This window comes from Stutzerimonas stutzeri (assembly GCF_019090095.1).
GTDB lineage: Bacteria > Pseudomonadota > Gammaproteobacteria > Pseudomonadales > Pseudomonadaceae > Stutzerimonas > Stutzerimonas stutzeri_AN.
Genome location: NZ_JAGQFP010000001.1, coordinates 1,122,680 through 1,144,301 on the forward strand (window position 1 = coordinate 1,122,680; position 21,622 = coordinate 1,144,301).

The following is a 21,622-nucleotide window of genomic DNA, read 5'->3' on the forward strand; positions in this document are numbered from 1 at the left end:
GGCGGGGCCAATCGGTGGATAAGCGAAGCGTTATCCACCCTAGGCCGCAGCGCTGGCGGCGACCTGATACGCCGTGAACTTGCGAATGTTGATCACCCCGGTGTCCAGGATCAGGTATTGACCCTTGATGCCGCGCAGGGTGCCCTCCACGACCGGCGTCTTTTCCAGATCCAGGCTGACGATCTTGGTTGGATAGGCCTCGACCGGATAGCGAATCTCCAGCACCTCGGCATCGGCCACCGGCTGGATCGCCTGCAGCCCATAGCGCTTCTGAAGCTCATGCAGGCCATCGGCACAGGCATCGAAAATCCGCTCGCGAATCTCGATGAGATCGATGGGCTCGGCATCGCCCTTGAGCAGCGCACGCCAATTGGTACGATCGGCCACCTGGCTGCGCAGCAGGTCTTCGACCATGCCGGACTGCTGACGGGTGGCAACCCGCATGATCGGCAACGCCTGGCTGGCGCCCTGGTCGAGCCAGCGCGTCGGTAGCTGCGTGGCGCGGGTGATGCCGACCTTGATGCCGGACGAATTGGCCAGATACACCACGTGGTCGGTCATGCAGAAATCCAGGCCCCACTGGGGATCGCGGCAGGTGCCGAAATCGTGGTGGCATTTTTCCGGGCTCATGATGCAGACGTCGCACTGCGGCAGCTTCTTGAAGCAGGGGTAACAATAGCCCTGGCTGAAACTCTTGTTGGTCTTGCGGCCACAATGGGTGCAATTGATGGCGCCCAGGTATTCCAGTCGCAGGGATTTGCCGATCAGGGGATTGACCGGCACACGCTGGTCATTCAGACAAAACGCGTACTGAGCTTGCGGCCCCAGCTGAATCGACATCTTGCTCAGGGCGCCGCGTCCGAGTTCAAGCATCAGTGCCGTGTTCCTGAAGCCGGGGCGAACAGGCTGGTGTCGATGGGCGCCTGGTTCTTGCTCTTGGAGGCGCATTCCTGGCCACCCATGTAGCCAGTGCGCTGCTCCTCGGGAAGGTACTTCATTTCCCAGGCGATCATTGCGCCAAGGCAGGTTTCCTTCTGTTCGGGCGTCAGCTTGCGGCCGTCGCTCCACTTGCCCAGCTCGACGGCGGTCTTCAGGCTTTCATAAATTTCGGGGGTGATGTTTTCGATGGCTTCGATAAAGGACGACATGGCCGGCTCCCGGGAAACGAGCGCGCATTCTACCGAGCGGCGTCGCGTTAGGGGAAATCCGATCGGCTTATAGACTGCCTCTGCTGCGCGCTGTGCGACGTGCGGCCAGCCCACCGAGCACGCCCGTCAGACAGCCCGCGATCAACCCACCGACATGGGCCGCGTTGGCGATGGCCAGCGTGCCGAAGCTCACCACTTCGACGATGCCGGTCAGACAGACGACCAGCCAGACCAGCATCAGCACCACCACGCCCGGCGGCAGGCGGTAGGCCTCGCTGGGCGCGAGCTTCTGGAACAGCCAACAGTGGCCCAGCAGACCGAAAAGCACGCCGGACAAGCCGCCGAAGATACCCGGGCCGCCGAACGCGTACTGCGAGACGTTCGAGACCACGCCGAACAACAGCGTCAGGCCCAGCAACATCGACGCCCCCTGGCGTTGCTCGATGCGCCGACCGAGTTCCCAGTACCACATCGAGTTCATGGCCAGGTGCAGCAAGCCGAAATGCACGAAGATCGGCGTGATCAACCGCCACCACTGGCCTTCGCTCACGCTTTGTTCGAGCGTCGCAAAATAGGCGTAGTCGCCGTCGATACGGAAGTCGGTAAAGCTGAACCAGCGGATGGTCTCGAAGTGTCCGCCGAGCAGCGTAATGGCCGCGACGATGAGGGTCAGCAGCAACACCGCAGCAGTCAACGGACTGCGCCGCAGGCTTGCGACAAAACCCGCGCCGCGTCGCGCCGGCTGCTCGGTCTCGAGCATCCCGTCGCCTTGTGGATAGCGCTGGTAGAGCTCGCGGACCTGCTCGACGGTTTCCGCCGGCACGCGCAGCACCTGTTCACCCGCCTCCTCAGACACCCTGCAGGGCACCCGCAGCCGCCGCAGCAAGGCGATGAAGCCACTCAGGTCTTCGGACAATGGCAGGCGAAACGCCTCGACTACAGCCATTCAACGCTCCACGTTCACCCAGACGAATTTGGCCGGGTCGAGTCTGACTTCCCGGTCGAGTCGATACGCCACCAGCTTGCCGTATTTCACCGCGCTGTAGTCCAGACACGCCAGGTTGTGGCGAATCGGCGCGGGTACTCCGCTGCGCCAGTAATGCCCGACGAACAAGAGTGGATCATCAGGACCGTACAGGAATAGCCGGCTCTTCTGGCTTTCGCTGAGCGGTAGCCGTGCCGCCTGCTCGGGCAGCCCGTCGGGCTGGAACACCACGTCGCCATAGGTACTGGGATTTTCTTCCCAGAACTTGGTCCGGAAGAAGTTACGTGTGAATCCTTCGGCGCTGGTCAGCGTCAGCCCGGCGGGCAGCGGCATGTCGGTGCCACGCAGCAAGCGATCCAGAGCCTTGGCGGCAAAGGCATCGGCGAAGGCCGCCTCGCGCAGAAACGCCGCATCGAGCCGTCCCTCGCTCAGGCGCTCGCGCAGCCGATCGATGACATTGTTGTCCCAGCAAGCATGCACCACACGGAAGCGCTCGTTCTCCAGGAACAGCGGCAGCTCCATGAACCAGGCGAGAAACGCCTGCCAGTCATCGGCATGGTGCTCGAACTGCTCGAAGGTCTGCCGCAGCAGCATCTCGTAGCGCGGCGTGTGATCGCGCACGAACGACTTGCCGCTTTCCGGCGGCGCCGGGGTAAACCAGCCCAGCGCGTTGAATTCGTGGTTACCCATGATGCAGTGGGCCTGCCCCGCCTCGACCATGTCGTGCACCAGATGCAGCGCCTCGCGGATGCGCGGCCCACGATCGATGATGTCGCCGAGAAAGATGACCTGCCGCCGAGCATGGGTCCACACGCCGGCATGGCGGCGATAGCCGAGCTGCTCCAGCAAATGCGTCAGCGTATGGGCGCAGCCGTGCACGTCCCCGATGAGGTCGTAGCTGCGCTCCGGGTCGACGATCACTATTCGCCTCCACCGAGGCGACTGCCCCAGCCAAGCTTGGTACGGCAGACCTCGTAATAGTTATGGTCAAGCGGATGAATCAGGTGCAGCTTCTGCGGCTTCTTGCGCACCGTGACGGTGTCGCCCGGCGCACAGGTGAAATGGTTCTGGCCGTCACAGGAAACCTGCGGATAGATCTGCATGTTCGGCGAGACCACGATCTTCAATTCGCTATTGCCATCCACCACGATGGGGCGGCTGGACAAGGTATGCGGGTACATCGGCACGACGACGATGGCATCCAGGCGTGGATGCATGATCGGTCCACCGGCCGAAAGCGAATAGGCGGTCGAGCCCGTGGGCGTGGCGATGATCAGGCCGTCGGCCTTCTGGCTGCAGACGAACTGGCCATCGATATACAGCTCGAATTCGATCATTCGCGTGGATTTGCCCGGGTGCAGCACTACGTCATTGAGCGCATCGCCGGCACCGATGGATTCCTCGAAGCGACGCACCTGCGCCTCGAGCAGGAAGCGATTCTCCAGCGTGTACTGCCCGCTGAGCACTTCGGCAACTTTCTCCTCCAGCTCATCGGGGCGGATATCGGTGAGAAAGCCCAAGCTCCCGCGGTTGATCCCGAGCACCGGCACACGATGCTTGGCCAGCGCCCTTGCCGCGCCAAGCATGCTGCCATCGCCGCCGACCACGATCACCAGGTCGCACGAGTCACCCAGCCGTTGCCGCGACGACGTCTGCATGCCATGGCCGGGCAGTACCTCGGCGATGTTCTCTTCGAGGATCACGTGAAGGTGACGCGCCACGAGAAATCGCTTCAGTCGGCGGATGGTATCCAGCACCTGAGAGCTTCCCAGGCGACCAATGATGCCGATATTGCGGAACTGATCCATTGAAGCTCCCTGATAACGTGGCTGGAAACGAACGGCGTGCGGCTGGTTCAAGGGCCGCCGAAGCGTAACAGGCACTAAATTGGTGTCGCGCGGGCGCGTCTGAGTTCAACGCCGGCTCCAGACTGAGCCCCGTTGCGATGCGGCGCGGGAATTATGGAGGAAAGCCGGAAGTGGCAGCAAACCATCCCGGCTATGCTTGTGGCATGAATCTGCCTAGCCTTGCCGAATTGATGCCCCGACTGCAGCACCCCCAGGTGCGGGATCTCGCCTGGGTGTTGCTCTCGCCGCCCCTGTTGAGCGATGCGCCTGCGCCGCAACGGCATCCCTTGGCGGCCAGCCGCTGGCTATCTCGTCCCGACGAACTGGCCGACTGGCTGCTCTGGCATGACAGCCAGCCCAGCGTTCTCCAAGCCTGGCTGGCGCACTACAGCACCCGCCGGTTGGGTTTGTATTACGAGCGGCTCTGGCAATTCGCGCTAGGCCAAGCGCCGGACGTCGAGCTCGTGGCCGCCAACCTGGCGATCCGTCGCGAGGGCAGCACGCTCGGGGAGCTGGATCTGATCCTGCACGACGCCGACGGTGTGCATCACATCGAGCTGGCGGTGAAATTCTATCTGGGCCTCGAGACCGGGGATTGCCGGCAGCACGACTGCTGGCTCGGGCCTGGCAGCCATGACCGGCTGGACATCAAATTGCAGCGTCTCTGCGAACACCAGCTGCATCTGCCGACCAGCGCGCCGGCGAAGGCAGTGCTCTGTGAGCTGACCTGTCTGGAAATCGACAGTGCCCTGTGGCTTGGCGGCTACCTGTTTCAACCATGGCCGAAGGGCTGCGAGCTGCCGGCCGGTGCAAACCCGCTGCACCTCGGCGGGCACTGGCTGCGGTATGGCGAGTGGCTGGGCGCCACTAAAGTGCATGGCGCCGCGCATTGGCACCCGCTCCACAGACACGCCTGGCTGGCACCGGCGCAACTGGACGATAGCCAACGCTGGCCTGAGCAAGACGTGGTGCGCTGGATAGACGAAGCAGGTACCGGACAGGCGAGACTCCTGGCCCGGCTCGAGCGCGGTCACCATGGCCGCTGGGTCGAGTGCGAGCGCTTATTCGTCGTGCCCGATGCCTGGCCTGCGTGAGATCATCACGGCCTGTTCGCCAAACTGTCATCCAACCGCTACACACTGTCGCGTGAGCAGCGCCCAGTCGAATAACCCAAGCGACCCGTCAATGCCCTCTCCAGCAGTCGAATCGGATCCTCAACGACCTGTCAGCGCATGGACCCTCTTCCTGGTGTTCTTGCGCCTGGGTTTGACCTCCTTCGGCGGGCCAGTGGCCCACCTCGGTTACTTCCGTGACGAGTTCGTTCATCGCCGCCGCTGGCTGGACGAAGCCCACTACGCCGATCTGGTCGCGCTCTGCCAGTTCCTGCCCGGCCCGGCCAGCAGCCAGGTCGGGATAGCCGTTGGCCTGCTGCGCGGTGGCTACCGCGGTTCGCTATGCGCCTGGGCCGGCTTCACATTGCCCTCGGCGATCGCGCTGACGTTGTTCGCGTTGGGTATTGCCCGCTGGGGCGACGCTGTACCGGCCGGATTCCTGCATGGCCTGAAAATCGTTGCGGTTGCGGTCGTGGCGCAGGCGGTATGGGGCATGGCGCAGAACCTGTGTACCGACGGCATACGCAAGTCGATTGCCCTGCTTGCCGCGTGCACCTTGTTGCTCCTCTCCGGTCCGTGGGTGCAACTCGGCGTTATCGCCCTGGCGGGTGCAGTCGGACTGCTGGTGTTCCGCCCTTCCGTCAAAACAGCGCCAGTCCCCTTCCTAGCGACCCGCCGCCGCTCGATCGCCATCCTGTTTCTGAGCCTGTTCGTCACCCTGCTGATCGTGTTGCCGACCTTGGCCGCGGCCTCGACCAATCATTGGCTGGCGCTGATCGATACGTTCTACCGCGCCGGGGCGCTGGTGTTCGGCGGTGGCCATGTCGTGCTGCCGTTGCTCCAGGCGGAGGTCGTACCGAACGGTTGGGTCAGCAATGACACCTTCCTTGCCGGCTACGGTGCCGCCCAAGCCGTACCCGGTCCGCTGTTCACCTTTTCCGCATTCCTCGGTGGGTCGATGTATGACGGAAGCGCCCGGTTGCTGAGTGCAGCCGTCTGCCTCGTATCGGTGTTCACTCCGTCTTTCTTGCTGGTGTTCGGCGTCATGCCCTTCTGGGATCGGCTACGAACGAACGTGCGCATGCAGGCAGCACTGGCGGGGGTGAACGCTGCGGTAGTTGGCCTGCTGCTGGCGGCGATGTACGACCCGGTGTGGACCAGTGCCATATCCGGCCCGATCGATTTCGCGCTGGCCTTGATCGCGCTGGTCGCGCTGACAGTCTGGAAATGTCCACCCTGGCTGGTCGTACTGGCCGGCGGCGCGGCAGGCTGGGCGCTCACGACGCCCATCTGACAGTCGCGCCAGGAGACGTCAGCCACTGCGCTCGGTACGGCCACCCGAGCGTGCCAGGTAGCCATTGCCTTGCTCGCAGAGCAAGGCGGCGTAATCCTGCGCCGATAACCCATCGACACCATGGCGCAGAGAACAGGCGGTGAACCCCAGCTGCGTCAGTATGAATACCGCATTGGCGCTGCGCTTGCCGCTATCGCAGTAGCACAGGTAAACCCGATCACGATCCAGCAACCGCGATTTCAGGCGGAGCAGGTGCAGCGGCATGTTCAGCGCTTGCAGCGCATGCCCGCGCTGATACTCCTCCAGCAAGCGCACGTCGAGCCACTGAGCACCCCCGGCGTTCAGCTCGCTCGCCTGTTCGAAGTCCAACTCCGCGACCACAGGGGCTTTCAACAGGTCGATGAAGTCTTGTCGTGCCAGACGCAGTACACAGGTGTCCTCGAGCAGCGTGACGGTGGCGTTGCGCGGACGGTCGGTAAGCAAGGCCTCTTCACCGAAACAGGCACCGACGCCCAGCTCGGCCACCATTTGTCGATCGCTACCCAGGCCGACCATGACCTGCACGCCGCCTCGCTGAACGAAATAGCAGCAGTCACCGGGGTCCCCTTCACGCAGCAATACGTGACCGGCAGGCAATTCGATCGGCTCGAGCTTGGCCAGCATGTCCCGCACGTTTTCCGACGGCACCCTGGCGAACAGTGGATTTTCCAGCAGCTCTTCCAGCCAGTCGCTCAACTCGCCGGAGCTCGACAACACCAGCAGGAGATCGGCATGAGCCTGATGCCACGCCAACAGGCGATTGAGCTGGGCACTGTCGATCATCAGCACGCTGGAGTCGGTCAGCGCCCGGACTTGCGACAAGCGACCGCCTGTGCCAAACGCGTGACAGCTCTCGGGGGAACCGGCGACCAGCTGCTGCAGATCACCGTCGGCGCTGCGCATCGACAACGCACCGGCGAGCAGAAAATAGCTGGATCCGGTCGCGACTTCACTGTCGAACAGCAAATCGCCGGCCAGCAGCGGCCGCGGAACCAGTTGCTCACGAAGGGAACGCAGTTGCCGCGGCGACAGCGAATTGAGGGGGATCAGGCTACGCAACTGATCGGGGAACAGCGGCTTGGTCATCCGGTTTTTCCAATACAAGGGTCAGCGCAGCAGCTCGTCCAGCTGCTTTTGAGCAGCCCGCCGGCCTTGTAATCCACCGGTATGCACGAAGATGAGCCGCGTGCCGGCGGCAACATAACCGCGCTCGACATGAAGGCGCAATGCCATCATCGCTTTCGCGGTATAGACCGGCTCCAGCGGCATACTGGTTGCACGCTCGGTATCGAACATGAAACGAGCCAGAGCGCTGTCGAAACGGCCAAAGCCATCCCGGCTCGCATCGACCAGTTGGTAGTTGCCGCTGGCGACCTCGGCTTCGGTCAGCAAACTGTCCACCTGCTCGGCGACGCCGTGGGAAGACGGTCCGGCCAGCGCACCGAATACCCGACGCCCACCCTGGTCCGCTTCGCCAATGACCAAGCCAGCCAGGGTGGTACCCGTCCCCGCTGCCAGCCACCAGCCGTCGTGGTCGTCCCAGCCAAGCGTGTCGAGTTGGCTGCGCACCTGTGAGACCAGCGGCGCGCATCCCATGGCACCCGCCAGGCCGCCGCCGCCTTCAGGAATGCAGTAGTAGCCTGGATAGCACTCGCGCCAATGCTCGAAGAAATCCGGTCGGTATCGCTCCCGGTAGCCACCGTAACCGAGCCAGTGAAGCTGCATGCCCCAAGCCTGCAAATCGTCCACCGTCTCGGTTCGCTGTGGATGGCCGCGCAGCAGGCCGACACTCGCCAGCCCGAAGCGCCGCGCGGCAGCCGCCAACGCGTGAAGGTGATTCGAATGCGGGCCGCCGAGACTGATCAGTCCTGGCGCTCTGCGCGCCTGGGCTTCGCGCACGTGCAGGGCGAGTTTGAACCACTTGTTTCCGGACAACTCGGGGTCGACCAGGTCCAGGCGCAGCACAGCAAGCTGTACACCTGCCTGGTGCAGCCAGGGGAGCTCGATCGGATGAAGCGGCGCCGGGCGCAACGCGGATACCAGCTCTGCAAACTCAGGCAAGCGCCTCAGCTCCCTGTACGCAGCCGCTCCTGCGAACGATGCCGTGCGCAGCAATTGGACTCGCCGACGATAAAGCGTGCAGGCGCCTCTACCTTGTCCAGCGGCATGTTGCATCGCTCGCCAGTCGATAGCGTAGCGATGCAGGTTGGCTGCTGATAATGCTCGACCCACTGCTGGTACTGCTGTTCGGAAACAGCGCATTTGGTCGCCGCATAGGCGAGCGGGTTCTGTCGATAACGGGCAATGTCCGCCAGCGGAATGGTCAGGTGCCCCGCGCCGGGGTGATACGCCATGAACGCCACACCCAGCGCGGAAAGCCGCTCGAGTACATGCTCGCCGCTCTGCTCGGACAGGGCCTCGCAGCGTGCCTGCAATTGCTCGATCTCGTCCTGCAGTTGGCTATCCAGTTCGTTGCGATAGGCCAACTCGACATCACGAATCGACACCTGCTCCTTGTATTCGGCTACCGCCGCTGCGATTTGCCGGCGCAATTCGTCATCGAACTCCGCGCGCGCGGCGTCCACCTCGGCGCGACCATTGTGCTCCAGTGCCCGCAGCTGGCGACTCAGCTCTTCGCGATTTTTCTGGAACCCTTCGGCCTGCTCGTGCAATTGCGCGCGTAGTTGCTCGACCAGCGCCTCTTGTTGCAGCAGATCCTGGCGCAGCTGGGCGATCTCCTCCAGCAGCTTGGTCTGTTGCTGTGCTGCCAGCTCGCGCAGCCGTTTTATGTCCGCTTCACGCTGCTGTTCGAGGCTGGATATGCGCAGCCTTTGCTGTTTGATCAGTTGGGCGGCCTTCAGCCGCTGTTCCTGCTCCAGCTTTTCCGCCCGACGAGCACTGGTTTGCGAGGCTGTGTCGGCGGCATACCAGGCATCTTCGGCCACCATGTGCAAACGCTCGGCCGGCACTGCCTGGGGCGTGTCCTCCTCGACGAGCAAACCAAGCTGGTTGCGCTTGATGCGATCCCGCAGCATGACCAGGTGGTTATTACCTTGGGTCATCTCCGGATCCCAGAGGTGCATCTGGTACCAGGACACCGGGCACTGGCTGCGGCAGGCCAGACGAATTGGCCCCGCTCCCAGGTCGGGACCACGCCCGGTACGCTCGGCCAGGTTGCGCAGCGGGATGTTCCAACCGCTGTCCGCTGAACCGTCTTCATCGAAGTCGAGAAAGAAGAACACCGCCGCCCGAATCTGCAGGCGGGTATTGATCAGGACGTACGCGACGCGCATTTGCTGATCGGCGAACTCGGGCATGCTCACCAAGCCGTCAAGCACGGCCTCGAATTCGGGATAGAGCATTTCTTTGCAGACACCGCCGTCATTGAAGAACAGCACGGCCTCGACCGTCTGCGGTTTGATCTGCATGCTTTCACCCTCAGCGGCCTGAACGACCCGCGACTAGTTCCAGGAACGCCCTCTCCGGCGTTGCTACGTGTTGCGGGCACAGTTTAGGGGAAAAATCGCAGCGGGCGTTGTGACTGGGTTGGCAGCGAAATCGGCGCCCTGCTCGCGCGTCCGAGCAGCGGCGCCAGAGGCGGTCAGACCTTCAGCGCGGCGAGCTGAGGCGCCAGACGTCTGCCCATTTCCCCTCCGAGCGCTTGCAGCCCGCTCATAGGCCGTACCATGACTTCGAAGTCGACGATCGAGCCGGCCTCATCGAAGCGAATCATGTCGATCCCCTTGAGCTGGCGATCGCCAACCCGTGCGCTGAACTCCAGCACCACGTTCAGCCCATCGGCGCTGGCAAGCTGGCGGTGGTAGGCGAAGTCCTCGAATACCGTCAGCACGGTGTTGAGGATGAGATTGACGGCCATGGCGCCCTCATAGGGCTTGAAGGCCATCGGCGAGCGGAAGACGGCGTGTGGCTGCAGCAGCTCCGGCAACTGGCTGAGGTCTCGGGACTGGATCATCCGATGCCAGCGTTGCAGGGTGGCGGCAGCAGGCTGCTGTAACGAGCAATCGACGTTCATGCGCGACTCCTAGCGGGATGTTTCGGAAAGACGGTTCAAGCGAATGGTGTGAGGAAGGGCATTGGGCCTGACTCGCTACGCGTCCGTCGGAGCGCATCGAAGCAAGCCAGCCGCAACGACTCGACCCGGACCGTCAATAAGGCCCGGCTCGCCTGCCACTCACAACTCGGCAGCGAGGCGAGAGCCCTGGTTGATGGCGCGCTTGGCATCCAGCTCCGCGGCGACATCGGCACCGCCGATCAGGTGCACCCGGGCACCCGCCGTCTCGAGCTCGGCCTGCAGCTCACGTAGCGGATACTGACCGGCGCAGACGATCACCGTATCGACCGGCAACACCTGCGGCTCGCCCTCGGCAACGCGGATATGCAGGCCCTGATCATCCACCTTCAGATAGTCCACCGCGCTGATCATCTGCACCCGCTTGTTCTTCAGCCCGGTGCGGTGAATCCAGCCGGTGGTCTTGCCCAACCCGTTGCCAACCTTGCTCTTCTTGCGCTGCAGCAGATACACCTGGCGTGCCGGCGCGTGCGGTGCCGGCTGGATGCCGGCGATGCCGCCACGCGCCTCGAGCCCGAGATCGATGCCCCATTCCTTCCAGAAGGCCTCGCGGTCGAGGCTGGTCGACTCGCCCTGATGCGTGATGAACTCCGACACGTCGAAGCCGATACCGCCGGCGCCGATCACCGCGACACGCTGGCCGACCGGCTTGCGCTGCAGGATCGCATCGAGATAGCTGATCACCATGGGATGGTCGATGCCAGGAATGTCCGGCGTTCGCGGCACGATGCCGGTTGCCAGAATGATTTCATCGTAGCCGCCAGCCAACAGGTCCTTGGCAGTGACACGGGTATTGAGCCGCACGTCGACGCCAGTGCTCGCGAGTTTGCTGCCGAAATAGCGCAGGGTTTCGTAGAACTCTTCCTTGCCGGGCACCCGCTTGGCGACATTGAACTGGCCGCCAATCTCGCCAGCGGAATCGAACAGCGTGACCTGATGGCCTCGCTCCGCTGCAACCGTGGCCGCAGACAGCCCGGCCGGACCCGCACCGACGACCGCGACCTTCTTCACCGTTGCGGTCGGGATGTAATTGAGCTCGGTTTCGTAGCAGGCGCGCGGGTTGACCAGACAGGTCGTGAGCTTGCCGCTGAACGTGTGGTCCAGGCAGGCCTGGTTGCAGCCGATGCAGGTATTGATGGTATCGCTGCGGTCAGCCGCCGCCTTGTTGACGAAGTCAGGATCGGCCAGGAACGGCCGCGCCATCGAAACCATATCGGCGTCGCCCTCGGCCAATACCTGCTCGGCTACTTCGGGGGTGTTGATGCGGTTCGTGGTCACCAGCGGAATGCCGACCTGACCACGCAGCTTGGCGGTGACCTTGGTGAAGGCCGCGCGGGGCACCTTGGTGGCGATGGTCGGAATGCGCGCCTCGTGCCAGCCGATGCCGGTGTTGATCAGGGTGGCACCGGCCTGTTCGATGGCCTTGGCCAGCATCACCACTTCGTCCCAGGTGCTGCCGCCCTCGATCAGGTCCAGCATCGACAACCGATAGATGATGATGAAATCGGGACCGACCGCTTCGCGCACGCGGCGCACGATCTCGACGGGCAGGCGCATGCGATTTTCGTAGCTGCCGCCCCAACGGTCGGTACGCTGATTGGTGTGCGCCACCAGGAACTGGTTGATGAAGTAGCCTTCCGAACCCATGATCTCGACGCCGTCATAGTTGGCCTGCTGCGCCAGGCTCGCGCAGGCCGCGAAATCACGGATTTGCTTTTCGATGCCTTCCTCGTCCAGCTCGCGCGGCGTGAACGGGTTGATCGGGGCCTGGATGGCGCTCGGCGCGATCAGTTGAGGGCTGTAGGCATAACGCCCGGCATGCAGGATCTGCATGCAGATCTTGCCCCCGGCCTCATGAACGGCCTGGGTGACGATCTTGTGTTCTTCGGCTTCTTCGGGGGTCGACAGTTTGGCCGCCCCCGCACGCACGCAACCCTCCTCGTTGGGGCCTACCCCGCCGGTCACGATCAGGCCGACGCCGCCCCGGGCACGCTCGGCGAAAAACGCCGCCATCCGCTCGAAGCCGTTGGGCATCTCTTCAAGGCCAGTGTGCATCGAGCCCATCAGCGTGCGATTGCGCAACGTGGTGAAGCCCAGGTCCAACGGAGCCAGCAGGTGCGGAAAAGCGGTCATGTTCATTCCTCGATCAGACGGCACAGGCGGCACCCTGTAGCCAACGGTAGAATCGCCACGCCTCGTGGGACGGTGGTCGCTGTGCAGCGAAGATAAACAGCCGCTGCGACCGGCTCAATGATCGAAAATTACAACTACCTGATCCTGGCGCGCAAAAGCGCTTGGCATTCATCGCGCGTATGCCTAGTCTTTCCACACGAATCTCCAGCAGCCATCTTCATGCGCACCTACAGCAAACTGATCGGGCTGGCGGCGCTCGCCCTGGCCTCGCTCATCATCTATCTGGACTGGACGGGGGACCGGCGCAGCGGCCCGCTGCTGTCCGACTTACGCACGCTGCCCATCGAAAGCCAGGGACACCCCGCAGCCGCCGGCAACCTGCTCGCGGTGCAAACCCGCCTGATGCCAGCCGACTATCAGAGCAGGGAGCGCCTGCAACTGAAGTTCTCCACATACCTGGACCAGGCGCAGGCTGCAGGCTTGCTGGGGCCACGCACCGTGGTGGTCTTGCCCGAGCATGTCGGCACCGGTTTGTTTGCCCTTGGCGAAAAGCCTGAAGTCCAGCAGGCGCGCACGCTGCGCGACGCCATGCAATGGATGGCGCTGAGCAACCCCTGGGACTATTTGCGGGCGCTGGTGGGACATGAGGGCAAGGACCGCCGCACCGAGGCCGTACTGAAGATCAAAGGGCAGCAGATGGCCGAGGACTATCAGCGCATCTTCGGTGGTCTGGCGAAACGCTATGGCGTCACGCTCGTCGCCGGGTCCATCGTACTGCCCGAGCCGCGTCTCGAAGACGGCCGCCTGCGGACAGGCAGGGGGCCGCTTCGGCAGGTCAGTCTGAGCTTCGCGGCCGATGGCCAGCCCATAGGCCCATTGCAATACAAGGTCGCGTTGAGCCGCTACGAACGCCGTTACAGCAAGCCAGGCGATGCCTCTCCTGCCACTTTGGCGACACCCGCCGGCCGGCTCGCCGTGCTGATAGGCTGCGATGCGTACACCCGCACGCCGCCTCCCGACGCCGAACTGCTTGCGCTGACAGGCGCACGCGATGACCCGGCCACTGCCTGCGCGGTCGAAGCCATGCCGCAGACAACCCTGCCGCGCGCAGAGGTGCATACCTTCGGTCTGCCCTGGAGCCTGGTTGGCTCGCCCCATCGCCCCGCACGGCAACACCGCAGCCAACCCATGCAATTGACCAACCTCTGGTTACCGGAGCGGCCATGAATCGGCAGCGGGTGCGCCTGGGTGATCTCTCGGTTGGCTTCGTACACAGTCTGAGCAGCGCGCTGCAGGAGCGACAGATCGATCCTCAGCCCCTGCTCGAGGCCTACGGACTGGATTCGGCGCGGCTCAGCGAACCACGTGCGCGCCTGTCGATCCCACGCTATATGCGGCTTGGTCACGCGGCCATTCAACTGACCGGAAATCCCGGGCTGGGTCTCGAGATGGGACGGCTGCGCAAACCCGGTCATCTTGGCCTGGTCGGCGTCACGGCTACGCAGGCACCGACCGTTCGCGAAGCGGCGCGCGCGCTGATCCGCTACGAACCGCTGTATGCCTCCAATTACCGCGGCGCCTCCAGCTTCCATGAGGATGCCGAAGGCGCCTGGTTACGCTTCTATTCGATCAGCCCATACAACGGCTACAACCAGTTCGTCGTCGACACGGTATTGGCCAGCTGGATCACTCAACTCAGCACGGTGGCGGCACGCCCGCTGACGGCTTCGGCGGTGCAGGTCGAATTCCCTCAACCGGCCTATGTCGAGCGCTACGAAGCGCTGTTCGGCAAGCCCGTGGAGTTTGCCGCTGCACATAACCAGCTGCGCCTGGACAAGACCAGCCTTGCGCTACGCAACCCCGAGCACTGCCCGGGCACCTGGCGCCACCTGCTCGAGCTCTGCGAGGCGGAGCTGGAGCAGCGTACTCGAACCCGCAGCCTGCGCGAGCGCGTCACGCAACTGCTGGGGCCGATGCTCAAAGGCCAGGAACCGAGCTTGCAACAGATCGCCAGCCGGCTGCAGCTGCCGCCCTGGACGCTTCGTCGCAAGCTGGAAGAAGAAGGCACAAGCTACCGCGGGATTCTCAACGACACCCGACGCGACCTGGCGATGGCTTATATCCGTGACACCGAGTCCGCCTTCGGTGAGATCGCCTGGCTGCTGGGCTTTGCTTCGCCGGAGGCCTTTCAACGCGCCTTCAAACGCTGGAGCGGGCAGACACCCGGCGATTACCGGCGGGCACAGCGCCGAACCGAATGACCGGCCAAACCGACCAAGCCCAACGAAGCTGCCGCCAAGGTCTAGAGTTCGAAGGCGTCCTCGGCGGGCTCAGGGCCGTCCTGCTCCGCCGCATGCCATTCGAGAATTTCGTCTTGATATTCGTCCATAGCAAGGGTCCTCTTGCTGAGTCTGCAGTGCGCGAAACGAACGGTGTCGACAGAACCTGCTCGACCGGCTCGTCAGCCTGCATCAGTGCTAACAATGTTCATGCCACGCAACGTACCGCGGGAACATGTCAGAGACATGAACCCAGTCACGCAACCATTGCTTGACTGAATAACCCAAGCCTGGGACCACCACAACGCGCCCAATCGCCGCAGAGGGCCAGGTCGCACCCAACGGATCAGGGCGTTACCAGGCCAGCCGCGGTCATGAACTGCCGAAGCAGCCAGGCCACTATGCCAAGCGCGAGGACGCTGCCCGACCAGATCACCACGAGCCAGGTCATCCGCTTCCAGAGCGGCTTGGGTTCTGATGCACCAGTTTCGTGCTTGTGCTGCATAAAGGGCTCCCTGGTGAGGCTACGTCAGTGATAGCCGTCCTCGGCGCTGACCTTGCCGCGGAATACGTAGTAGCTCCAGGCGGTATACATGAGGATCAGCGGGATGATCAGCAACGCCCCGACCAGGGTAAAGCCCTGGCTCTGCGGCGGCGCCGCCGCTTCCCAGATGCTGACCGAGGGAGGAATGATGTTCGGCCAGAGGCTGATACCCAGGCCGCTGTAACCCAGGAAAATCAACGCCAGGGTGAACAGGAAGGGTGAATAGTGTGCGTATCGGGCAATCGACCGCAGCAGGCCGAAGGTGCACAGCAACACCAGGATAGGCACCGGCATGAACAGGATCAGGTTCGGCATGCTGAACCAGCGCTCGGCGATATCCGGATGGGTCAGAGGTGTCCAGATGCTCACGACGCCGGTGACCGCCAACACCGCCCACACCAACGGAATACCGATGTCATGCATGCGTTGCTGCAGCTCGCCGGCGGTCTTCATGATCAGCCAGGTGCAACCAAGCAAGGCATAAGCGACGATCAGGGCCAGGCCACAAAAGACCGAAAAAGGACTGAGCCAGTCCAGCGCCCCACCGGCATAGGCGCGGCCTTCCACCGGAAAACCGTGAATGAACGCGCCCAGCGCGACCCCTTGAAAGAAGGTCGCGGCCAACGAGCCACCCACGAATGCCTTGTCCCAGATGTGCTGGCGCGCGGGGCTGGCCTTGAAGCGAAACTCGAAGGCGACACCGCGGAAGATCAGCCCCATCAACATAAAGATGATCGGCAGATAGAGCGCCGAGAGAATCACCGAGTAGGCCAGCGGAAACGCGGCGAAAAGCCCGGCCCCGCCAAGCACCAACCAGGTTTCGTTACCATCCCAGATAGGCGCGACGGTATTCATGGCCACATCGCGCTCGGAGCTGTCGTTGAGGAACGGAAACAGAATTCCAATACCCAGATCGAAGCCGTCCATCACGACGTACATCATGATCCCGAAGATGATGATGATGGCCCAGATCAGCGAAAGATCGACACCCATATTCAATTCCTCTCGCCCAGTTGGTCGCCATGATCGTGGGGGATCGCCTCGTCGGCCGCCGACAATGGCCGCATCGGCGTACGTTTCTCGCCCGGTCCGCCGGCCCCTTTTTCGTCCCCTTCATTGAGGATCGGTCCCTTGGCGATCAACCGCAGCACATAGAGCAGGCCGATGCCGAACACGGCGAAATAGATCACTACGAACATCGCAAGGGTCAAGCCCAGCTGATCGGCACCATGGTTCGAGACCGCATCGGCGGTGCGCATGACGCCATAGACCACCCAGGGCTGGCGACCCACTTCGGTGGTGATCCACCCTGCCAGGATGGCAAGAACACCCGAAGGGCCCATGCACAAGGCCAGCCGCAGGAAGGGTCTGGTATGGAACATCCTGCCGTCCCGTCGCAGCCAGAGGCTCCAGACACCGGTGACGATCATCAGCACACCCAGCGCGACCATGATCCTGAACGTCCAGAACACGATGGTCGAATTGGGCCGGTCTTCACGAGGGAAGTCCTTGAGTGCCGGAATCTGTTCGGAAAGGCTGTGCTTGAGAATCAGGCTGCCCAGATAGGGAATCTCGAGCTTGTAGCGCGTTTCTTCGCGCTCCATGTCCGGCCAGCCGAAGATCAGCAGCGGGGTCGGTTCACCCGATGAGTTGTCCCAGTGCCCCTCCATCGCGGCAATCTTGGCCGGTTGATGCTCCAGCGTGTTCAGGCCGTGGAAATCCCCTACCACCGCCTGGATCGGCGCCACGATCAGCGCCATCCACATCGCCATGGAGAACATCTTGCGTATCGCCGGATTGTCATTGCCACGCAACAGGTGCCAGGCTGCGGAAGCCCCCACCATGAAGGCCGTCGCCAGGAACGCAGCGATTGCCATGTGCGTCAGACGGTAGGGAAAGGAAGGGTTGAAGATGATTGCGAGCCAATCGACCGGCACCACGATGCCATCGATGATTTCGTGCCCCTGCGGCGTGTGCATCCAGCTGTTCGAGGCGAGGATCCAGAACGTCGAGATCAGCGTGCCGACCGCAACCATCAGCGTGGAGAAGAAGTGCAGCCCGGCACCGACACGGTTCCAGCCGAACAACATCACCCCGAGGAACCCAGCCTCGAGGAAGAACGCGGTCAGAACCTCATATGCGAGCAAGGGGCCCGTCACGCCACCCGCGAACTCGGAGTAGGCACTCCAGTTGGTGCCGAACTGGTAGGCCATGACGATTCCCGACACCACGCCCATACCGAAATTGACGGCAAAGATTTTCAGCCAGAAATGGTAGAGATCGCGATAGACCTGACGCTTGGTCTTCAGCCACAACCCTTCCAGGACCGCCAGGAAACTGGCCAGGCCGATGGTGATTGCGGGAAAGATAATATGGAAGGAGATGGTGAACGCGAACTGAATCCGCGCAAGCTCGAGCGCTTCCAAACCGAACATTTACAAACCCCTCGTCAGTTGGCCGCTTGCCCCTGGCCCGTTCATGTCATCTCGCATAATGACATCGGTAATGCCCAAGGGTGCGTTCCAATAGGCGTGACCAGACGTCACAGTGGAACAAGGCGCAGGATTGACAACGGTCAATGACAGCGGCTGGATACCGCGTATTTGGGGGTTCAGACGGGGACGGTTGCGATCGAGCGAGCCGCCGGCACGTGGGCCTGAACAGTCGCCCTGGACGGCCGCTGAAACGAAAAAAGCGGCCCGAAGGCCGCTTTTAGCGAGGCTCCAGCCGTTCAGTTGGCTTGGAGCAGATATGGCGCAGCGGACGGGACTCGAACCCGCGACCCCCGGCGTGACAGGCCGGTATTCTAACCGACTGAACTACCGCTGCGCGTCGGCCGGACTTTCGCCCGATTCGCAAGGCCTGGATTCAAGCAGCTTCTACCGAAGTAGCAACCGGCTGATCGCCCTGCGAGGCGCGCAATTTACGCATCCGCCGAAACCAAGTCAACAGCGCGCTACGTTTTTTCTTCAAAAATGACGGCCACTTGCAATCACCGCTGGGAATAACCGGCTATCGGGCACCTTTAGCCGGCAAAACAGTCAGTTGGACTGGCATACTCACGTGCTTCTTTGCATGGTCCGGTCTAAGCTGCCAGCGCGCCCTGCCGCTCGCAGTCATCGGTAACGCGCTGTCACGACCTTGCAATATGCCCGTCATCATTCGGCTTCACGGAGTGCCTAGCTTGGCTTCCCCCGCAGCACTGCAAAATATCCATCAGCGCGCGCCTCTGATCGTCAGCGTACTCATCGTGGTGCTCTTCGGCCTCTATCTGGCAGGCCAGATCAGAGCGTGGCTGCAACTCACCCAGGCGCCCACGGCAGATACCGTGGAAGCCGACCAGCCTGCCGGCGTCGCGCCAGACCTGCAGCGAATGGAGCGCCTGTTCGGCACATCCACCACCAACGACCCGGTCTACGCCCCGAATACGGCGAACACCGACCTGACCTTGCTTGGCAGCTTCGTTCATGCCGACCCGGCGCGGTCTAGCGCCATCATCCAGATGAGCGGCCAGCCGCCCCAACTCTACGGGATCGAGCAGGAACTTGAGCCTGGCGTGCGGCTGTACAGCGTCCACCCTGACCGCGTCGAGATATCACGCAACGGGCGTGTCGAAAGCCTGTATTTCCCAAGCACTCGCAGCGCCACCGCCATACCCGATTCACTGCCGGACTACAGTGAACCGGCGGCCACGGACCAGCCGGACCCGCAGGCCGAGATGCTTCAACAACAAATGGAAGCGCTCCGCCAGCAGATGGAAGGAGTCAATAATTCGCCCGACGCCCTGCCCTCCGATGAACAACCCACGGAAGACAATTGACCGATGCCGCTTTTTCCCTCACGCCCGCTCATCGCCTTGCTCGCTGCAGGCCTGCTCGCCGCTCCGCTGCCCTCGATCGCGGCCGACCCCGGTATCGAGCCAAGTGAAACCCAGCAGGATGGCTGGACGATCAATCTCAAGGACGCCGACATCCGCGCGTTCATCGATCAGATCAGCCAGCTGACCGGCCAGACCTTCATCGTCGACCCACGGGTCAAGGGACAGGTGAGCGTGGTGTCGTCGACTACGCTGTCGCTCTCCGAGGTTTATCAGCTGTTCCTGTCGGTCATGGCCACCCACGGTTATAGCGTGCTTACCCAAGGCGACGTGGCGCGTATCCTGCCCAACGCCGAGGCCAAATCGGAGGCCGGTGGAGGCCCAACCGGTGGCGACCAGCTGGAAACCCGCGTCATCCAGGTCCAGCACACCTCCGCCACCGAGCTGATCCCGCTGATCAGGCCACTGGTCCCACAATATGGCCATCTTGCCGCGGTCGGCTCCGCCAACGCCCTGATCATCAGCGATCGCAGCGCCAACATCGCCCGCATCGAAGATCTGGTGCGTCAACTGGATCGAGCCCAGACCGGCGATTACAGTGTGGTGGACCTCAAGTATGGCTGGGCGGTGGATATCGCCGAAGTGCTGCGAAACACCCTCTCGCGTGGGGAGGCCAAAGATACCGCGGGCACCCAGATCATCGCCGACTCGCGCACCAATCGACTGATCTTTACCGGCCCTGAGCAGGCTCGACAGAAGCTTGCCAGCCTCGCCAACACGCTCGATACCCCCGGCACTCGCTCGGCCAATACACGGGTCATCCGGCTACGCCATAACGATGCCAAGTCGCTGGCCGAAACCCTCGGCGATATCTCCGAGCAGCTTGCAGCGCCTGCGGAAGGCGAGGTGCAGAGCGGGCGGCAACAGAACATCCTGATCCGTGCCGACGAGAGCCTCAACGCGCTGGTCATGCTCGCCGAACCCGAGCTGATCAGCACCCTCGAATCGATTGTTCGCCAACTGGATGTTCCACGCGCGCAAGTGATGGTCGAGGCTGCGATCGTCGAGGTTTCGGGCGACATCACCGATGCGCTCGGCGTCCAGTGGGCGGTGGACGCACGGGGCGGCACCGGTGGGGCCGGCGGCGTTAGCTTCGGCAACACGGGAATTTCGGTGGGGAGCGTGCTCAATGCGATCCGTGACGACGAGATTCCTAGTGAACTGCCCGACGGCGCCATCATCGGCGTCGGTACCCGCAGCTTCGGTGCCTTGATCACGGCGCTCTCCGCCAACAGCAAGAGCAACCTGCTGTCGACACCGAGCCTGCTCACCCTGGACAACCAAGAAGCGGAAATTCTGGTGGGCCAGAACGTCCCGTTCCAGACCGGTAGCTACACCACCGACTCGTCCGGCGCCAACAACCCCTTCACCACCATCGAGCGACAGGATATCGGGGTCACGCTCAAGGTCGTGCCGCACATCAACGATGGCGCCACGCTGCGCCTGGAAATCGAGCAAGAAATCTCGTCGATCGCGCCGTCTGCCAGCCTGTCGGCACAGGCAGTCGACCTGGTGACGAACAAGCGCTCCATCAAGAGCACCATCCTCGCCGAAGACGGCCAGGTCATCGTCCTGGGTGGCCTGATCCAGGATGACGTGACCCAGACCAACTCCAAAGTCCCGTTGCTTGGCGATATCCCGCTGCTCGGCGCGCTGTTCCGCTCCACGCAGGAGACGCACGTCAAGCGCAACCTGATGGTCTTTCTGCGACCGACCGTGATTCGCGACCGTGCCGGTCTGGCGGCGCTTTCGGGCAAGAAGTACAGCGATATCCGGGTCATCGAAACCGGGTCGGATAGCCCGAGCATCCTCCCCGCCACACCGGAGCGGCTGTTCGATGGACAGGGCCAGCCGGCACCGGCTATTGATTTGCGCTCCAATGAGCCAGCTCAACGACAGGCAATACCCAAGGCACCCGCCACGCAACGAGCGCCAGCGGCGTTCACGCCGCAACGGCCGCCTCAAGCGCAGCCTTCGCTACTGTCAGGATGGGCCGTCCAGCTAGGCAGCTTTCAGAACCGTGAAAGCGCCACCGCACTGCAACAGAAATTGCAGGCCGAAGGATTCGATGCCTACCTGAGAACCACAGGCCGCACCCACCGTGTGTTCGTCGGCCCGGTGCGCGAGCGCCAGGAAGCCAGCCAGCTTCGCGACCAGCTCTCCGACGAACAGCGCCTGGACGGGTTCGTCGTCAAATTTGAAAGCGGTCGCGACTGACGAGACCGCTTGCCGGCGGCCGAACGACAATTCCGCCGCTGGCCTCGATCGGATTCG

General features: G+C 62.9%; 19 protein-coding genes and 1 tRNA gene. 6 read left to right on the forward strand and 14 right to left on the reverse strand.

All coding sequences use genetic code 11. The features are described from left to right. Positions 1 to 39: 39 nt before the first annotated feature. The 5 genes from KVO92_RS04775 to KVO92_RS04795 form a co-directional block, all read right to left on the reverse strand. Positions 40 to 873 (reverse strand): DUF2797 domain-containing protein, encoded by an 834-nt coding sequence (locus tag KVO92_RS04775; protein WP_217474495.1) that lies wholly within the window; start codon positions 871 to 873, stop codon positions 40 to 42. Further along, positions 873 to 1,148, reverse strand: a complete 276-nt coding sequence (locus KVO92_RS04780; RefSeq protein ID WP_217474496.1) for a YeaC family protein — start codon at positions 1,146 to 1,148, stop codon at positions 873 to 875. The genes KVO92_RS04775 and KVO92_RS04780 overlap by 1 nt, the downstream gene beginning before the upstream one ends. Positions 1,149 to 1,215: 67 nt before the next feature. Further along, positions 1,216 to 2,094: a rhomboid family intramembrane serine protease gene (locus KVO92_RS04785; RefSeq protein WP_217474497.1), complete on the reverse strand. Its 879-nt coding sequence runs from the start codon at positions 2,092 to 2,094 to the stop codon at positions 1,216 to 1,218. Further along, the gene (locus KVO92_RS04790; RefSeq protein ID WP_217474498.1) at positions 2,095 to 3,054 is read right to left on the reverse strand and encodes a metallophosphoesterase; all 960 of its coding nucleotides are present in this window, start codon (positions 3,052 to 3,054) and stop codon (positions 2,095 to 2,097) included. After that, positions 3,054 to 3,941, reverse strand: coding sequence for an NAD(+) kinase (locus tag KVO92_RS04795; protein WP_217474499.1), 888 nt, complete (start codon positions 3,939 to 3,941; stop codon positions 3,054 to 3,056). Before KVO92_RS04795 ends, KVO92_RS04790 begins: the two co-directional genes overlap by 1 nt. 203 nt (positions 3,942 to 4,144) lie before the next feature. Here KVO92_RS04795 and KVO92_RS04800 point away from each other — a divergent pair, with 203 nt between their 5' ends. After that, the gene (locus KVO92_RS04800; RefSeq protein WP_217474500.1) at positions 4,145 to 5,074 is read left to right on the forward strand and encodes a DUF1853 family protein; all 930 of its coding nucleotides are present in this window, start codon (positions 4,145 to 4,147) and stop codon (positions 5,072 to 5,074) included. 91 nt (positions 5,075 to 5,165) lie between these two features. Then, entirely contained in the window at positions 5,166 to 6,386 is a 1,221-nt protein-coding gene (chrA, locus tag KVO92_RS04805; protein ID WP_217474501.1) for a chromate efflux transporter, read from the forward strand. Positions 6,387 to 6,404: 18 nt separating this feature from the next. On the opposite strand, the gene KVO92_RS04810 is transcribed toward chrA, so the two are convergent. The 5 genes from KVO92_RS04810 to KVO92_RS04830 form a co-directional block, all read right to left on the reverse strand. Continuing rightward, positions 6,405 to 7,511: a cyclic nucleotide-binding domain-containing protein gene (locus KVO92_RS04810; protein WP_217474502.1), complete on the reverse strand. Its 1,107-nt coding sequence runs from the start codon at positions 7,509 to 7,511 to the stop codon at positions 6,405 to 6,407. 21 nt (positions 7,512 to 7,532) lie between these two features. Next, positions 7,533 to 8,486, reverse strand: coding sequence for a 1-aminocyclopropane-1-carboxylate deaminase/D-cysteine desulfhydrase (locus KVO92_RS04815; RefSeq protein WP_254621283.1), 954 nt, complete (start codon positions 8,484 to 8,486; stop codon positions 7,533 to 7,535). Between the two features lie 5 nt (positions 8,487 to 8,491). Beyond that, positions 8,492 to 9,853 carry a chromosome partitioning protein ParA gene (locus KVO92_RS04820; RefSeq protein ID WP_217474504.1) on the reverse strand — a complete coding sequence of 454 codons (1,362 nt, stop codon included), beginning with the start codon at positions 9,851 to 9,853 and terminating at the stop codon, positions 8,492 to 8,494. 173 nt (positions 9,854 to 10,026) lie between these two features. After that, positions 10,027 to 10,458, reverse strand: a complete 432-nt coding sequence (locus KVO92_RS04825) for a nuclear transport factor 2 family protein (protein ID WP_217474505.1) — start codon at positions 10,456 to 10,458, stop codon at positions 10,027 to 10,029. A gap of 159 nt (positions 10,459 to 10,617) precedes the next feature. Then, complete coding sequence (locus KVO92_RS04830; protein WP_217474506.1) at positions 10,618 to 12,648, reverse strand: NADPH-dependent 2,4-dienoyl-CoA reductase; 2,031 nt, start codon at positions 12,646 to 12,648, stop codon at positions 10,618 to 10,620. A 219-nt stretch (positions 12,649 to 12,867) separates the two neighbouring features. Between KVO92_RS04830 and KVO92_RS04835 the strand changes: the two genes are divergently transcribed. Beyond that, positions 12,868 to 13,875 (forward strand): carbon-nitrogen hydrolase, encoded by a 1,008-nt coding sequence (locus tag KVO92_RS04835; protein WP_217474507.1) that lies wholly within the window; start codon positions 12,868 to 12,870, stop codon positions 13,873 to 13,875. Further along, a complete protein-coding gene (locus tag KVO92_RS04840) occupies positions 13,872 to 14,909 on the forward strand; it encodes an AraC family transcriptional regulator (RefSeq protein ID WP_217474508.1) in 1,038 nt (345 codons plus the stop codon). Before KVO92_RS04835 ends, KVO92_RS04840 begins: the two co-directional genes overlap by 4 nt. A 364-nt stretch (positions 14,910 to 15,273) precedes the next feature. Here KVO92_RS04840 and KVO92_RS04845 read toward each other — a convergent pair whose 3' ends face one another. From KVO92_RS04845 to KVO92_RS04860, 4 genes are all read right to left on the reverse strand, one after another. After that, a complete protein-coding gene (locus KVO92_RS04845) occupies positions 15,274 to 15,432 on the reverse strand; it encodes a DUF2474 domain-containing protein (RefSeq protein WP_217474509.1) in 159 nt (52 codons plus the stop codon). Between the two features lie 24 nt (positions 15,433 to 15,456). After that, a complete protein-coding gene (gene cydB / locus KVO92_RS04850) occupies positions 15,457 to 16,464 on the reverse strand; it encodes a cytochrome d ubiquinol oxidase subunit II (RefSeq protein ID WP_217474510.1) in 1,008 nt (335 codons plus the stop codon). Positions 16,465 to 16,466: 2 nt separating this feature from the next. Then, positions 16,467 to 17,906: a cytochrome ubiquinol oxidase subunit I gene (locus KVO92_RS04855; RefSeq protein ID WP_217474511.1), complete on the reverse strand. Its 1,440-nt coding sequence runs from the start codon at positions 17,904 to 17,906 to the stop codon at positions 16,467 to 16,469. A 317-nt stretch (positions 17,907 to 18,223) separates the two neighbouring features. Then, positions 18,224 to 18,300 (reverse strand) — tRNA-Asp (locus KVO92_RS04860). 319 nt (positions 18,301 to 18,619) lie between these two features. On the opposite strand from KVO92_RS04860, the gene KVO92_RS04865 reads away from it, so the two are divergent. Together KVO92_RS04865 and gspD are read left to right on the forward strand one after the other, a co-directional pair. After that, on the forward strand, positions 18,620 to 19,291 hold the full coding sequence (locus tag KVO92_RS04865; RefSeq protein ID WP_217474512.1) for a type II secretion system protein N: 672 nt from the start codon (positions 18,620 to 18,622) through the stop codon (positions 19,289 to 19,291). A gap of 3 nt (positions 19,292 to 19,294) precedes the next feature. Beyond that, positions 19,295 to 21,565, forward strand: coding sequence for a type II secretion system secretin GspD (gene gspD, locus KVO92_RS04870; RefSeq protein WP_217474513.1), 2,271 nt, complete (start codon positions 19,295 to 19,297; stop codon positions 21,563 to 21,565). The last annotated feature ends 57 nt before the right edge of the window (positions 21,566 to 21,622 follow it).